This window comes from Xanthomonas cassavae CFBP 4642, from assembly GCF_000454545.1.
GTDB classification, from domain to species: Bacteria; Pseudomonadota; Gammaproteobacteria; order Xanthomonadales; family Xanthomonadaceae; genus Xanthomonas; species Xanthomonas cassavae.
Genome location: NZ_CM002139.1, coordinates 4,691,955 through 4,706,560 on the forward strand (window position 1 = coordinate 4,691,955; position 14,606 = coordinate 4,706,560).

The 14,606-nt window shown below is 66.9% G+C and carries 8 protein-coding genes and 1 pseudogene; 5 read left to right on the forward strand and 4 right to left on the reverse strand.

Annotation, left to right across the window (positions count from 1 at the left end; all coding sequences use genetic code 11):
• Positions 1-142 precede the first annotated feature (142 nt).
• The 4 genes from argS to XCSCFBP4642_RS0120865 all read left to right on the forward strand — a co-directional run bounded on the left by argS (position 143) and on the right by XCSCFBP4642_RS0120865 (position 4,247).
• A complete protein-coding gene (gene argS, locus XCSCFBP4642_RS0120845; RefSeq protein ID WP_029221478.1) occupies positions 143-1,831 on the forward strand; it encodes an arginine--tRNA ligase in 1,689 nt (562 codons plus the stop codon).
• A 175-nt stretch (positions 1,832-2,006) separates the two neighbouring features.
• The gene (locus tag XCSCFBP4642_RS0120855; protein WP_029221479.1) at positions 2,007-2,897 is read left to right on the forward strand and encodes an SPOR domain-containing protein; all 891 of its coding nucleotides are present in this window, start codon (positions 2,007-2,009) and stop codon (positions 2,895-2,897) included.
• 5 nt (positions 2,898-2,902) lie between these two features.
• On the forward strand, positions 2,903-3,451 hold the full coding sequence (locus tag XCSCFBP4642_RS0120860; protein ID WP_029221480.1) for a hypothetical protein: 549 nt from the start codon (positions 2,903-2,905) through the stop codon (positions 3,449-3,451).
• Positions 3,452-3,491: 40 nt separating this feature from the next.
• On the forward strand, positions 3,492-4,247 hold the full coding sequence (locus tag XCSCFBP4642_RS0120865) for an SDR family NAD(P)-dependent oxidoreductase (protein ID WP_029221481.1): 756 nt from the start codon (positions 3,492-3,494) through the stop codon (positions 4,245-4,247).
• Positions 4,248-4,332: 85 nt separating this feature from the next.
• On the opposite strand, the pseudogene XCSCFBP4642_RS25510 reads toward XCSCFBP4642_RS0120865, so the two are convergent.
• The 4 genes and pseudogenes from XCSCFBP4642_RS25510 to speA form a co-directional block, all read right to left on the reverse strand.
• Positions 4,333-5,036 (reverse strand): annotated as a pseudogene (locus tag XCSCFBP4642_RS25510) (acyltransferase family protein); the annotation flags it as partial.
• A gap of 293 nt (positions 5,037-5,329) precedes the next feature.
• On the reverse strand, positions 5,330-6,667 hold the full coding sequence (locus XCSCFBP4642_RS0120875; RefSeq protein ID WP_029221482.1) for a glycosyltransferase: 1,338 nt from the start codon (positions 6,665-6,667) through the stop codon (positions 5,330-5,332).
• Complete coding sequence (locus tag XCSCFBP4642_RS0120880) at positions 6,660-10,643, reverse strand: non-ribosomal peptide synthetase (RefSeq protein ID WP_029221483.1); 3,984 nt, start codon at positions 10,641-10,643, stop codon at positions 6,660-6,662. The genes XCSCFBP4642_RS0120875 and XCSCFBP4642_RS0120880 overlap by 8 nt, the downstream gene beginning before the upstream one ends.
• An 895-nt stretch (positions 10,644-11,538) precedes the next feature.
• On the reverse strand, positions 11,539-13,425 hold the full coding sequence (gene speA, locus XCSCFBP4642_RS0120885) for an arginine decarboxylase (RefSeq protein WP_029221484.1): 1,887 nt from the start codon (positions 13,423-13,425) through the stop codon (positions 11,539-11,541).
• A 235-nt stretch (positions 13,426-13,660) separates the two neighbouring features.
• Between speA and speE the strand changes: the two genes are divergently transcribed.
• Positions 13,661-14,518, forward strand: coding sequence for a polyamine aminopropyltransferase (gene speE / locus XCSCFBP4642_RS0120890; protein ID WP_029221485.1), 858 nt, complete (start codon positions 13,661-13,663; stop codon positions 14,516-14,518).
• Positions 14,519-14,606 lie beyond the last annotated feature (88 nt).

Below are 14,606 nucleotides of genomic sequence, written 5' to 3' on the forward strand. Positions count from 1 at the left end.
AAACGCCGCGGCCGCGCCCGCCTGGTCGTTGTGCCGCGCCCGGGTGGATCGCGTCACGCCGGCGCCCCGACCTGAACCATCGGCCGGGCCCTGCGCCGCGCGGTCGGGTAAAATCGCTGGTTTGGTTCCAAGCAGATCCCACGTGAAAGCCCTACTCCGCGCACTGATCGGCCAAGGCATTGAAGCCTTGCGCGCCAACGGCACCCTGCCTGCCGACACCCTGCCGCCGGATTTTGTGGTCGAGCGACCCAAGACCCGCGAGCACGGCGACTTCGCCACCAATGCCGCGATGCTGCTGGCCAAGGCCGCGCGCAGCAATCCGCGCGCACTGGCGCAGGCGCTGGTGGCCGCGCTGCCGGCCAGCGACGACGTGACCGAGGTGGAGATCGCCGGCCCCGGCTTCATCAACTTCCATCTTGCCCCCACCGCCTACCAGCGCGAAGTGGCGCATGTGATCAAGCAGGGCCACGACTACGGCTGCGGGCTGGCCGGCAACGGCCGCTCGGTGGGCGTGGAATACGTCTCGGCCAACCCGACCGGGCCGCTGCACGTCGGCCACGGCCGCGCCGCAGCGATCGGCGACAGCCTGGCGCGCGTGCTCGATGCCAATGGCTGGAACGTCAAGCGCGAGTTCTATTACAACGACGCCGGCGTGCAGATCGAAAACCTGGCGCTGTCGGTGCAGGCGCGCGCGCAGGGGCTCACCCCCGACAGCGACGGCTGGCCGGAGAACGGCTACCGCGGCGACTACATCGCCGATGTGGCCAACGCCTACCTGGCTGGCGATACCGTCGACCTGGAAGGCCACCTGGTCACCGGCACCAAGGATCCGGCCGATCTCGAAGCGATCCGTCGCTTCGCGGTGGCGTATCTGCGCAACGAGCAGAACCACGACCTGGCCGCGTTCCGCGTCGACTTCGATATCTATTTCCTGGAAAGCTCGCTGTACAAGGACGGCAAGGTCGAAGAGGCGGTGCAGAAGCTGATCGCCTCGGGCCATACCTACGAAGAAGGCGGCGCGCTGTGGCTGAAGTCCACCGACTTCGGCGACGACAAGGACCGGGTGATGCGCAAGTCCGACGGCACCTACACCTACTTCGTACCGGACGTCGCCTATCACCTGACCAAGTGGCAACGCGGCTACGAGCGCGCCATCACCGAGCTGGGGGCCGACCACCACGGCTCGCTGACGCGCGTGCGCGCCGGCCTGCAGGCGCTGGAACTGGGCATCCCGCAAGGCTGGCCGGAATACGTGCTGCATCAGATGGTCACGGTGATGCGCGGCGGCGAGGAAGTGAAACTGTCCAAGCGTGCCGGCAGCTACGTCACCCTGCGCGATCTGATCGAGGAGACCAGCGCCGATGCGGTGCGCTGGTTCCTGATCGCGCGCAAGCCCGATTCGCAGCTGACCTTCGACATCGACTTGGCGCGCGCGCAGAGCAACGACAACCCGGTGTTCTACGTGCAGTACGCGCATGCCCGCGTCTGCAGCGTGCTGCGGCAGGCGCAGGAGAAGGGCTACAAGTACGAGCAGGCGCATGGACTGGCCGAGCTGGCGCGCCTGGACGACGAGCATTCGCTCAACGTCATGGTCGAGCTGTCGCGCTATGCGGAGGTGGTGGAAATCGCCGGGCAGACGCTGGAGCCGTACCAGATCGCGCAATACCTGCGTGAATTGGCGCACGCCTTCCACACGTGGTATCACAACACCAAACTGCTGGTGGACGATGCCGCCGAGCGCGATGCCAAGCTCACCCTGGCGGTGGCCACCCAGCAAGTGCTTGCCAACGCCCTGGAACTGCTGGGCGTCAGCGCCCCGGAAAAGATGTAAGCACGCCACCGGGATGCCGCAGCCGGGGATGGCGCCCGCCCGGCTGCGCCGCGGGCAAGGCCGTTCGGGCCGCCCGTTCATCGCCCGCGCCGCGCCCGGCAGCAGGCGCAGCAACAGCGATCGCCGCAGCACGTCGGGCAACGGCCCGCAACGACACGATTCGGAGAAGTGGTAGATGGCAGCACGACGCGGTAAGAGCCAGGCACGACGCAACACCAGCAATGGCACGCCCGGTTGGGTGTGGTTGGTGGCGGGCGCCGCGATTGCGGCGGTGATCTTCCTGGCCGCGCCCAACCTGTTCAAGAAGGACGGCGACGGTTTCCTGCGCGCGGGTCCGCGGGCCAACCCCGACGCGCAGCCCGAGCCTGTGGCCGATGCCGACACCGATACGCCGGCAGAGCTGCCCAAGCCCAGCGCGCAACCGCCCAAGCCGCAGGCCAAGCCGGGCGATGCGCAGACCCAGTACGACTTCTACACCTTGCTGCCCGGCAAGGAAGTGCAGATGTCCGATGCCGAACTGGCCGCCAGCGCGCGCGCCGAGGAAGCCGCGCGCGCGCGCGCGGCGCTGGAAGGCAAGCCGGTGCCACCGGCACCGGGCGCCGCAGCCAGCGTCGCCGCAGCCACTCCTGCCGCCAGCGTGCCGGTGCCCTTGAACGAACCGGCCGCCCGCGTGCCCAAGCCGTTGCCGGAAGCCGCCCAGACCCGTCCGGCCGCCACGCCTGCGCCAGCCAGCACCGCTGCGCTCACCACGCCGGCTGCCACAGCGCCCAAACCGACGGTTGCCGCCGCCACGCCGGCGTCCAGCCCCGCCGCCGCGCCTGCAGTGACCGACAACACCCGCTACATCCTGCAGGCCGGCTCGTTCGGTGCTTCCGGCGATGCCGAATCGACCAAGGCCAAGCTGGCGATGATGGGCCTGGCTGCACGCGTGGAATCGGCCGACATCAGCGGCAAGACCGTCTACCGCGTGCGCATGGGGCCGTACGGCAGCGCCAGCGAACTGGCCGAAGCCAAGCAGAAACTGACCGGTAGCGGCTTGCCCGCCATTGCGATCAAGGCGCAGTAGCCGCCGTGCTGCAGCGCACCGCCGGCCTGTGGTTGTGGTGGGGACTGATCGGCGCGGCGCACGCCACCGAGCAGATTCCCGACCGCATCCGGATCGACGGGCAGGACGCGGTGCTGCTGGCCGAGCCATTGGCGCCGGTGCTGGACGACCAGGCCGCCTGGCAACGGTTCGTAGCGCATGCGCGGCCGGCGCTGGGCAGTTGCAGTGCAAACTGGCGCGGCTACCAGGCCGATTGGCGCGTGGAGCAGGCGCAGGTGCTGCTGGATCGTATCGTCATCGGTGCCTGCGACACCGTGCCGCCGGCGTTGCCGCTCGAGGTGTTGTTCCCCGGACGAACCGCCCCGGTCGCCGCGGACTGGATCGACGGTGAGCTGGTGATCGCCCTGCCAACCGCCGCGAGCACCGGCGACACCGCACCCGGCGCCGCAGAAGCACCGTATCTGCTCCTGCAGGTGCAACACGGCCGTGTAGTGACGCGCGAGCCGCTCAGTGAGGCCAAGCTGCGCGCGCGCCGTGCCCAGGCCCACGCGCCCTGCGCTGCCACCGCCCCCTGATCCCTTTGCCTGACCCCCTCGTTCGCAGGAGTTATCGCCCATGTCCAAGACTGTTCTGATCACCGGTGCCACCTCCGGATTCGGCAGCGCCGCCGTGCGCCGTTTTGCCGCCGCCGGCTGGAAGATCATCGCCACCGGCCGCCGCGCCGAGCGCCTGGATGCGCTGGCGGCCGAGCTGCCTGCCGGCCAGGTGCACACCGCTGCCTTCGACATGCGCGATGCGCAGGCCATGTCGGCAGCGATCGACGCATTGCCGGCCGAGTTTGCCGACATCGATGTGCTGGTCAACAACGCCGGGCTGGCGCTGGGCACCGCGCCTGCGCAACGGGCCGACCTGACCCAGTGGCAGCAGATGATCGACACCAATGTGACCGCGCTGGTCACCCTCACCCACCGCCTGCTGCCGGCACTGATCGCACGCCGCGGCGCCATCATCAACATCGCATCGGTCGCGGCGACCTACCCCTACACCGGCGGCAACGTGTACGGCGGCACCAAGGCGTTCGTGCAGCAGTTTTCGCTGGGCCTGCGCGCGGACCTGCACGGCACCGGCGTACGCGTGACCTCGATCGAACCGGGCATGGCCGAAACCGAATTCACCCTGGTGCGCACCGGCGGCAACCAGGCCGCCTCCGACACGCTGTACCGCGGCGCCACCCCGATGACCGCCGAGGACATCGCCGAGCAGATCTTCTACGTCGCCAGCCTGCCGGCGCATCTGAACATCAATCGGCTGGAAATCATGCCGGTCACGCAGTCGTTCGCCGGTTTCCAGGTGGCGCGCGACGCGCAGTGACGATGGCCTGCAACGCCAGTGCCCCGGTCGCGCTGCGATCCACTGGTGTGGCGGTCGGCGCGCGAACAGATCGCGCCGCATCCAAGCCGTGCTGCTGCAGCCGTTGCCACGTCACGGGACCAAACACCTTCAGTACCGCCAGCACGACACCGGCCAGCAGACCGTCCAGACGATTCCAGGTCGGGTAGTAGAGTCTTCGATGAACCAGTTGCGCTGCAGACCGACGCCAGCGCTGTCCAGGGCGGTGTTGTGCCACCAGATGCCGGCACGCAGCGCGATGCCTGCATCCACGACCAGCACGCAGAGCACGCCAAAGCGTGCGGCCGAGGGCCGACGCAGCAGCAGCGTCGCCAGCAACGGAAACACCAAATAGAAATGTTCTTCCACGCACAGCGACCAGGCGTGCGAGAACGCGGCATCACGGCCGTAGTCGACGAACAGGTTCAGGGTGAAGGTGACGAACATCCACCACGGCGCCAGCCCGGGCGACTCGCGAACGTCCGGCCACGCCATGTAGATCACCAGCACCAGCAAGAACGCCGGCAGGATGCGAAACGCGCGGCGCAGAGAGAACTCCTTGAAGTCCAGGCGTTGCCCGCGCGCCAGCGGCCTCAGCACCTGCGTGCCGATCAGAAAGCCGCTCAGGACGAAGAACAGGTCCACGCCCATCCAGCCGTAGCGCGACAACCACGCCCAGTCCGGCCCCAGACCGCCGACCACGAAGGAATGGAACAGCGTCACCCAGACAATGGCGATGCCACGCAGCAGATCGAGAGCGGGGTAGCGCATGCGGGCGATGCAAAGCCGAGGGAGCCCGATTGTGCCGCATCCCGCCGATGCGACGATGCCGGCGCCGGCGCTGGCGCATTCGCCAGCTCGGATCAGCAACGCAGACGCTGTTTCCACGTCACTCCATCGTGCAGGCCGGGTCCGGTCGACCACCTATTGGCGACAGCAACACGCCAGCGCCACGCCCGTGCAGCAGCCAAAGGTCGTCGGTGAGGCCAGCCGCATTGCTGCAGCCAATCCAACGCCGACGCTGTGGCTCCCCCACAGCGTCATCCATCACGCATCGGCCTGTGTCACGCGACGGCCTGCTGCTCGATTCGCACGGCCGGCGCCACCGACACCGCCGGTTGCAGCAATCCCCAGGCTTCCAGCTGCTCCACCGCACGGCCGATTCCGTCCTCCTCGCGGATGCGCTGCCCCAGCGCGCGTGCCGCTGCGCGCATGCTCGGCGCGCTGGCCTGACCGATGGCATCGGCCAGGGTCTCAGGCTGCAGCCCGACCCGTGCAAGCGCCGGCGGGGCGACGCCGCGGTGGGCCAGGCAGTGCGCCCAGAACGGCTGGTCATAGCCGAACGGCAGCACCACCGACGGAATCCCCGCAGCCAGCGCCGCACCGGTGGTGCCGGCACCACCGTGATGCACGGCCACCGACACCCGCGGAAACAGCCAATCGTGCGGTGCCTGCTCCAGCTGGAAGAAGCGCTGGGCATCGTCGGATGCGTCTTGCGCGGCCGCCAGCCCGCCCCAGCCGCTGGCCAGCAGCGCGCGTTGACCGGTCAGACGCACCGCCGCCTTGACGGTGGCGGTGAGTTGGGCCGCATCGCTGCTGATCATGCTGCCGAAGCCGATATACAGCGGCGGCGGGCCGGCCTGCAGAAACGCCTGCAGCGCGGCCGGCGGCTGCCACTGCGGCTGCGGCAACTGCCAGAACCCGCTGACCTGGGCCCGGTCCGGCCAGTCCGGCGGGCGTGGGCACAGATGCTCGCTGTAGCCGTACACCACGCGCTGCGCACTGCGATCGGGGCCACTCCACGGATACGCCGGCAGCCCCAAGGCCGGGCGCACGATGCCGTTGAGCGCCGGGCGCATCAGCTGCCAGCCGGCAAAGCTCACCGCGTGATGCAGCGCCACGCTCACCAGCCCGGGCAGGCGCACAGTGGGCATCACCATCAACGGCACATGCCGCGAAGCGGTCAGCGGCTGCAATTGCGTGAACACCACCGGCAGGCCATAGGCCTGGCCCAGGCTATGCGCCAGCAGGCTGGTGCTGCCGACGCCGAGAATCAGGCCGGCATCGGCACAGGCCGCGCGGCCCTGCTCGGCCCAGTCGCGCGCCCATTCCAGCAGCTGCGCACGCAAGGTGCCCCAGATGCCGCGCCAGCCACCGCGCATCTCGGCGACATCCGGATGGCCCTGCAGCAGTTTCTGGTGGTCGCCGCTGAGTGGGAAGAAGTCCAGCTCATTGGCGCGGATCAGCGCTTCGAAGTTGGCACTGGTCAGCACCCGCACCGGGTACCCGCGCTCCTGCAAGCCACGGCCCAGCGCGATGATCGGGCGCACATCGCCATGCGTGCCCAGGGTGGCGATCAGCACCGGGCGCTGGCGTCCCGCGTTGAACGAAGACTCAGGCATATTCGGCCACCCCGTCGCTGGCGGTGGCGATGCTGCCATCGCGCTGTGCGGCGTTCGCAGTGGCCGCGTGCAGCAGTGCACTGAGCGTGGCCGCATGCGTGGTCGACAGCATCGAGTGGTGGTCGCTGTCCAGCACGTGCAGCTGCAGGTTGCGCACGTACGGGCGCCAGGCCTGCGGCCGGTAATCCATCCACACCGTATCGTCGCCGCCGGAGGTCATGCGCACGCTCGCTTCGACGAACACCACATCCTGGTCCAGCGGCTTGGGACGGTGACGTCGCGCCAGATGCAGGTGGTGCTGGGTCATGCCGCCCATGTCGTCCAGCAACGTGGGGCGTTGCTCGAGCAGCTGGCGCACTGCGGGCAGGTCGTTCAAGCCGTAGTGATCGCACAGCAGGCTGGCCAGTTCGGCCACCGTGGTGGGCATCGGCTGGCCGTGTGCCAGATGCAGGCCCAGCGCATGCACCGATGCACGCACGTTTTCCGATTCCGGCAGCGACGCGGCCTGCTCCAGGTGCGGATAGCTGTCGAGCATCGCCAGCAGCTCGACTTCTTCGCCTAGCGCATGCAGTTCGGCAGTGATGGCATGGGCGATCAAGCCGCCCAGCGACCAGCCGATCAATCGGTACGGCCCCTGCGGCTGCACTGTGCGCAGCCGCGCCAAGTAATCGCGCGCGATCGCCTCGATGCTTTCCGGGCGATGCTGCGGGTCGCTCAAGCCCGGCGACTGCAAGGCATACACCGGCCACTGCGGATCCAGCTGACCGAGCAAGGTGAGATACGACCAGCCCAGGCCGACCACCGGGTGGATGCAGAACAGCGGCGGCGTACCCGGGGTGCCCGCACGCAGCGGCAACAGCACGCCGAGCGGGTCGTTCGGGGTCTGCGCGTTGCGCTTGATCACCTCGGCCAGGCCGGCAATCGTCGGCGCATGGAACAGGGTACCCAGCGGCAGTTCGACACCGAACGTCTGCGGGAAACGTGCGGCCATTTCCGCCGCGCGCAGCGAGTCGCCGCCGAGCTCGAAGAAGTTGTCTTCGACGCCTACCACTTCGATGCCCAGTACATCCTGCAGCATCGCGGCCAGCTGTTGTTCGAGCGCGTCGCGCGGCGCCACATGCGCGCGCTGCGGCAGCGCACCCGGCGACGGCAAGGCGCGGCGATCCAGCTTGCCATTGGGTGTCAGCGGCAGTACCTGCAACGGCACCCACAAGGTGGGAATCATCGACGCCGGCAGGCGCTGCTGCAGATGTGCGCGCAACAGCTCGGGCGTTGGCGTCGCGCCATGCTTGCCCACCACATACGCCAGCAACTGCGGCGCGTCGTGGTCGCCATCGCGATGACCGACCACCACCGCCTGCGCCACCTGCGAGTGCAGCAGCAAGGCGTTTTCGATTTCGGCCGGCTCCACACGATGGCCGCGGATCTTCAGTTGGGCATCGGCGCGGCCGATGAATTCCAGCATGCCGTCGCGGCGCTGACGCACGCGGTCGCCGGTGCGGTACATGTTGCTGCCGTCGTCGGCGAACGGGTCGCGCACAAAGCGCTCGCTGGTCAGCTGGCGCTTGCCGCGATAGCCCTTGGCCACGCCCGCGCCACCGATGTACAACTCGCCGATCGCGCCGGTCGGCAGCGGTTGTCGCTGCGCATCGAGCACATAGACGCGGGTATTGAGCAGCGGCCTGCCGATCGGCGGGGCGGCAGCGTCGGTGAGCTGTAACGGCATGATGGTCGACCAGATCGTGGTTTCGGTCGGCCCGTACAACTGGGTCAGGCGCCCGACCCGGCTCAGCAACTGGGTCGCCAGTTCCGGCACCAGGGCTTCGCCGCCGACCAGGGCGTGGATACGGTCCAGCGCCAGATCCTGGTTGACCAGCAGGATGCGCCACAGCGACGGGGTCGCCTGCACCATGCTGATCTGCTCCTGCGGGATCAGCCGCGATAGGCTGCGTGGATCGTGGGTGATGCCGGCCGGTGCGATGACCACGCGCGCGCCCACCAGCAACGGCAGATACAGCTCCAGCCCGGCGATATCGAAGGTGATGGTGGTGACCGCCAGCACGCGGTCGCGCGGACGCAATGCAAGCTCATGCTCCATCGCATGCAGGAAATTGAACAGGTTGCGATGGCTGATTTCCACACCCTTGGGCGCGCCGGTCGAGCCGGAGGTGTACAGCACATAGGCCGTACCGTCCGGCGTAGCCAGCGGCGCGATCGCCGCCGGCAGCACCGCCGGACGCGGATCCAGCCAGACCATGCCACCGAGCAGATACCGCTCGCACAACGCCGGCTCGCAGACCAGCGCGATGGCACCGGAATCGTTGAGCATCTGCCGGTTGCGTGCGGCCGGGCTTTCCGGGTCCAGCGGCAGATACGCCGCCCCGCTCCACATCACCGCCAGCAAGGCCACCAGCAATTGCTCGCTGCGCGGCAACGCGATGGCGACCACGTCGCCGGGGCGGACACCATCGGCCACCCATTGCGCGGCGATGCGCGAGGCCAGTTCGCACAGCGTGGCGTAGTCCAGGGTGCGGTTGTCGTATTGCACCACCACTGCCGCCGGCATCAGTTCGGCACGCTGCAGCATGCCGTGCAGCAGCGTGGCCGGCTCCGGCAGCGCTGCGGTGGTGGCGTTCCAGGTCTGCAACAGGCGGCGGCGTTCCGCATCGCCCAGCACATCGATCTGGCCCAGCGCGCATTCCGGATCGGCCAGCACCGCATCGGCCAGATGGGTCAGCCGGCGGCAGTGCTCGGCCAGCTCGTCGCTGTCGTACAGCGCCGGATTGGCATCCAGATCGAAGCGCAACGCGGCACCGTCGCCGCGCTCGTAGCAGAAGATGGTCAGATCGTCGGCCGGGCCGTTGGAGAGGTTATGCGGCATTGCATAGGCCTGGCCAAAGCGCAGTGCGTAATCGAAGGCTTCGATGTTCACTGCCAGGCGTGCGAACTTCTGATCGATCCCGAACATGCCCAGATCGCGGCGCACGTCCTCGAAGCGGTATTGCTGATGACGCAGCGCATGCCTGACCACCGAGGACACCTGCGCGAACAGCGCATGCACCGGCTGCTGCGGATCCATTTTCAGGCGCAGCGAAATCGCATTGGCCACCAGGCCTGCGGTCTGCCGGTAACGCGCATTGATGCGGCCGGTCACCGGCATGGCCAGCACCAGATCCTCGGCACCGGTGCAGCGGTAGTAATACGCGGCGATCAGCGAAATCAGCATCTGCGGCAGGCTGGCGCCATAGCCCTTGCCGAGCGCGCGCAGCCGCACCACCTGCCGCGGCGAGAACTGTCCGGTGCCCCGCAACAACCCGGTCGACAGGTGATTGCCCGGACGCGCCAGGGTCGCCGGCGGCGGCAGATCGGCCAGCTGCTGCATCCAGTAACTGCGATCGCGCTGAAAACGATCAGAGTCGCGATACTGCTGTTCCAGCTCGATCAGCGACAGCGCGCTGCCGTATTGCGCGGGCTCCGGCTCGCGATTTTCTGCGTAGGCGTTATACAGCATCGCCATGCGCTGCATCATGATCGAGGCGCAATAGCCATCCATCACCAGATGGCTGACGCATTGCACCCACATATGGTGGTCTTCGCCAAGGCGGAACACCGCGCAATGCCATAACGGACCGTTCTGCAAGTCTTCCGGCTTGCGGATTTCCTCGTCAACCCAATGCTCGGCGGCGTTGCGCGGGAAGGGATCTTCGCTGACGTTGAAATACGGAATCGCAGCTGTGTAGTCGGGCAGGACCACCTGATGCGGCACGCCGTCGTGCTCGGCGATGCATAGCCGCAGTGTGTCGAATTCGCGCGTCAGCTGCATGCTGGCGCGGATCAGCAGCTGCGGATCCAGCGGGCCGAACATTTCCAGCGCTTCGGACAACATCAAGGTGTTGTCGGTATGCAACTTGCTGGCGACCCACAGGCCGCGTTGCGCTTTGGTCAGGGGAAACACGGGAGAGGCGTCAGTGTGCATTGCGTGCATCCTTCGTGTGTGGCGCGCAGTCGCCCGGTGCGCCATGTCCGCAATGCAGGCAGGGGGACGCCGGATCAGCACCTGGCCTTAAAACGTGAGGTAAGAGATACCGACGACCGCCAGCGCATGCCAGCGACATACGATGGAAACGCACAATGGGAATGCACCACGAAGCGACGTGCGGCGTCGCTACCACGACGTGCAACGACGTTGCTAAAAGCACTTGTTTCCCGACAAGTTGCACAAACACTAACAATTAGCCACCGCGATAAACCGTGCAAAAATCACGAAATCCGCGTCGCCCGAAAAAATTTTTTGCTGATTTGTGATTTCAACTAGTGCTCTGGATGCATACGTCTACAGATCGCTTTTTTTGCGCGTTGCACACTACGGGACAGACTGCCATGCATCGCGCAGCAACCCGGCAAAGGCGTCTTTGCCGGAAATTTTGCGTCTTTCATGTCGCATTCGGGACCGTATGCATCAAGACCACCGCATGCAGCGGCATTGATTTTATTGCGTCGCAGGGACAACCATTCCGCAAGACACAGCGCTTTTTTTTAAATGCCGTCTGCAACCGGACGGTCACACGACGGTTATTTGATTGTCATTGCCACGCCGCGGCGATCACGCATGCACAGGTGTTGCTGGTGATCGCCTGACTCTGGTTTGAGCGGAGGGTGTTGGTCGTCGCACGCCGTCTCCGGGGCAAGACGTTACCGGGCTCGGCCAGTGCGCGCAGAAGCCATGGCGTCCGGCAATGGCGCCGGGTTCGGACCCTGAGCCACGCCGCATTACGGCCGCACAGCGGTGCTGCGGGCCGTCTCGTCAATGCAGTGCGCTCGAAGGTGAAACAGAATGGCGCGCCACGGCTTCGGCCGCAGCGCGCAGTGCCTCAGCCCAACGGTTCGTCGGACAGATAGGTGTAACCGGTCAACCCTGCTTCCAGCGCATCGCTCAATTCCTGTGCGCGCTCGGGCGACAGCTGCGCGGCGGCGATGCGCTCGGCATAGGTCGCACGCAGCGTGTCCAGCCGATAGCCCACGTAGTCCAGCATCACATCGGTGGTATCGCCGCGGCGCTGCTGCGCGATGCGATAGCCATCGCCGTCCGCGGCCACTTCCACCGCATCGGTATCGCCGAACAGGTTATGGATATCGCCCAGGATTTCCTGGTAGGCACCGACCAGGAAGAAGCCGATGCGATAACTCTCGCCCGGATTCAGCGTGTGCAGCGGCATCGAGCTGTCCAGGCTTTCGTTCTCGACGTAGGTCTTGACCATGCCGTCGGAGTCGCAGGTCATGTCGGCGATGATGCCGCGCCGCTGCGGCGCTTCGTTCAAGCGCTCGATCGGCACGATCGGGAACACCTGATCGATCGCCCACACATCCGGAATCGACTCGAACACGCTGAAGTTGACGAAGTACTTGTCGACCAGCCGCTCGTTGAGCTCGTCCAGCACCGGGCGATGGCTCTTCTCGTCGAAGCTCAGGCGTGCACGCACGCCGTGCGCGATCGCATAGAACAGGTCATCGATACGCGCGCGGTGGGTCAGGTCGATCTGGCCCAATGCGTACGCACTCAAGCCTTCGGCATGGAAGTGCTGCGCCTCCTGGAACAGTTCCACCGCCGGGCGCACGTCGAGCTCGTCATGGATCTCGCGCAGGTGGCGGATCGCTGCCGGCTCGTCGTCGTGCGCGTCCGGCACACGGCCTTCCGGCGCCTGCTCCACTTCGGACACGTTGGCGATCAGCACCGCGTGGTGGGCGGTCATCGCGCGGCCGCATTCGGTGACGATGCGCGGCGGGGGCAGGCCGTGCTCTTCGCAGGCGCTGGCCAGCGGCTGCACGATGTTGCTGGCGTAGGAATGCAGGCCGTAATTGATCGAGCAATAGCTGCGCGAGCGCGTGCCTTCGTAATCGATGCCCAGGCCGCCGCCGACGTCCACATGACTGATCTTCGCGCCCAGCCGCGACAGCTCCACGAAGTAGCGCGTGGCCTCGCGCATGCCGTTGGCGATGTCGCGCACATTGGAGATCTGCGAGCCCATGTGGAAATGCAGCAGCTGCAGGCTGTCGGCGTACTCGGTGTCGCGCAGGGTCTTCCACAGGTCCAGCACCTGCCGTGGCGACAGCCCGAACTTGGCCTTGTCGCCACCGCTGTTCTGCCACTTGCCCGCGCCCAGCGAGGCCAGGCGCATGCGCACGCCCAGGCCCGGTTTGACGTCCAGTGCGCGCGCCTCTTCCAGCACCAGGGTCAGCTCGGAAGGCTTTTCGATGACGATGAAGGTCTGCAGGCCGAGCTTGCGGCCGATCAGCGCCAGGCGGATGTATTCGCGGTCCTTGTAGCCATTGCAGACGATCAGCCCGCCCGGGCGCGACAGCGCCAGCACCGCCATCAGCTCCGGCTTGCTGCCCGCTTCCAGGCCGAAGCCGTCGCCGTGGTGGCTGGCCAGCGTGCCGGCCACGCCGCGATGCTGGTTGACCTTGATCGGGTACACGGCGGTGTAGCCGCCGGCGTAATCCCACTCGGACTGCGCCTGCGCGAACGCCGCCTGCAGCTTGCCCAGGCGCTGGCCCAGGATGTCCGGGAAGCGCACCAGCAGCGGCAGCTTGGCCCCAGCCGCGCGCGCGGCGTCCACCACCTCGGGCAGCGACACCGACGGGCCATCGACGGTGGGGGTGACCACCACGTGGCCGGCGGCGTTCACATCGAAATACCCATCGGCCCAATGCGGGATCGAGTAGGTCTTGCGGGCTTGGTCGAGGGACCAATCGCTCATTTCGTTGTCTCGGCTGGGGCAAAAGGGCGTGAAGTGTAACGCCTGGCACGCGCAGGGTCCGTTACAATCCGCGCCGACTTCACGCCCCGCTCCTGGTCGGACTGGGGCCGAGCAAGGGTCAGCCGCTGCGCAGTTTGGCTGCACGGGGCTGCGCCCGACCCTCATCCGGCGCTACGCGCCACCTTCTCCCGCCGGGAGAAGGAACCGCCCGCTTCTTTTCGATTAGGACGTCCGCATGAGCACCAACGACAACTGGTACATCGAACACTTCCAGCCCACCGGGTCGGCGATCGGCTTCCGCATCAGCGGCAAGCTGGACGAGGTGCAGTCTCCGTTCCAGAAGATCGAGATCTACCAGACCACCGACTGGGGCAAGCTGATGCTCATCGACGGCGCGGTGATGCTGACCAGCCGCGACAATTTCTTCTACCACGAGATGATCAGCCACCCGGCGCTGTTCACCCACGCCGCGCCCAAGCGCGTGGTGATCATCGGCGGCGGCGACTGCGGCACCCTGCGCGAGGTGCTCAAGCACCCGGGCGTGGAAAGCGCCACCCAGTGCGATATCGACGAGCAGGTCACGCGCATGTCGGAGAAGTATTTCCCCGAGCTGTGCGATTCCAACCACGATGCACGCGCCGAGCTGCTGTTCGACGACGGCGTGGCCTACATGGCCAATTGCCCGGCCGGCAGCGTGGATATCGTGATCGTCGATTCCACCGACCCGGTGGGCCCTGCCGAAGGACTGTTCAACAAGGCGTTCTACGAGAGCTGCTTCAAGGCGCTGAAGGACGATGGCCTACTGGTGCAGCAGTCCGAATCGCCGCTGGCGTTGCTGGAGCTGATCAAGGAAATGCGTACCGAGATGGGCAAGGCTGGCTTCCAGTCGTTCAAGACCCTGCCGTTCCCGCAGCCGTGCTACCCCACCGGCTGGTGGAGCGTGACCATGGCCAGCAAGCAGGCCAAGGCCGATTTCGCCTTCCGCCAGGACGCCGCGCAAGCCAAGGGCTTCGACACGCTGTACTACACCGCGCACCTGCACACCGGCGTGCTGCTTGCCCCGCCGTTCGTGGCCAAGGCGCTGGGCGAGTAAGCGCAAGCCGGCGCTGTAGAACGCCAGCAGCGCCCAAACCGCAACGGGGCGGATGTTGCCATCCGCCCCGTTGCCGTATCTGCCGTGC

Excerpts from the sequence above, each read along its gene's own strand:
- XCSCFBP4642_RS0120875 (WP_029221482.1), bottom strand. The coding sequence starts at position 6,667 with ATGCCTGAGTCTTCGTTCAACGCGGGACGCCAGCGCCCGGTGCTGATC.
- XCSCFBP4642_RS0120855 (WP_029221479.1), top strand. The coding sequence starts at position 2,007 with ATGGCAGCACGACGCGGTAAGAGCCAGGCACGACGCAACACCAGCAAT.
- speE (WP_029221485.1), top strand. The coding sequence starts at position 13,661 with ATGAGCACCAACGACAACTGGTACATCGAACACTTCCAGCCCACCGGG.
- XCSCFBP4642_RS0120865 (WP_029221481.1), top strand. The coding sequence starts at position 3,492 with ATGTCCAAGACTGTTCTGATCACCGGTGCCACCTCCGGATTCGGCAGC.
- XCSCFBP4642_RS0120880 (WP_029221483.1), bottom strand. The coding sequence starts at position 10,643 with ATGCACACTGACGCCTCTCCCGTGTTTCCCCTGACCAAAGCGCAACGC.
- speA (WP_029221484.1), bottom strand. The coding sequence starts at position 13,425 with ATGAGCGATTGGTCCCTCGACCAAGCCCGCAAGACCTACTCGATCCCG.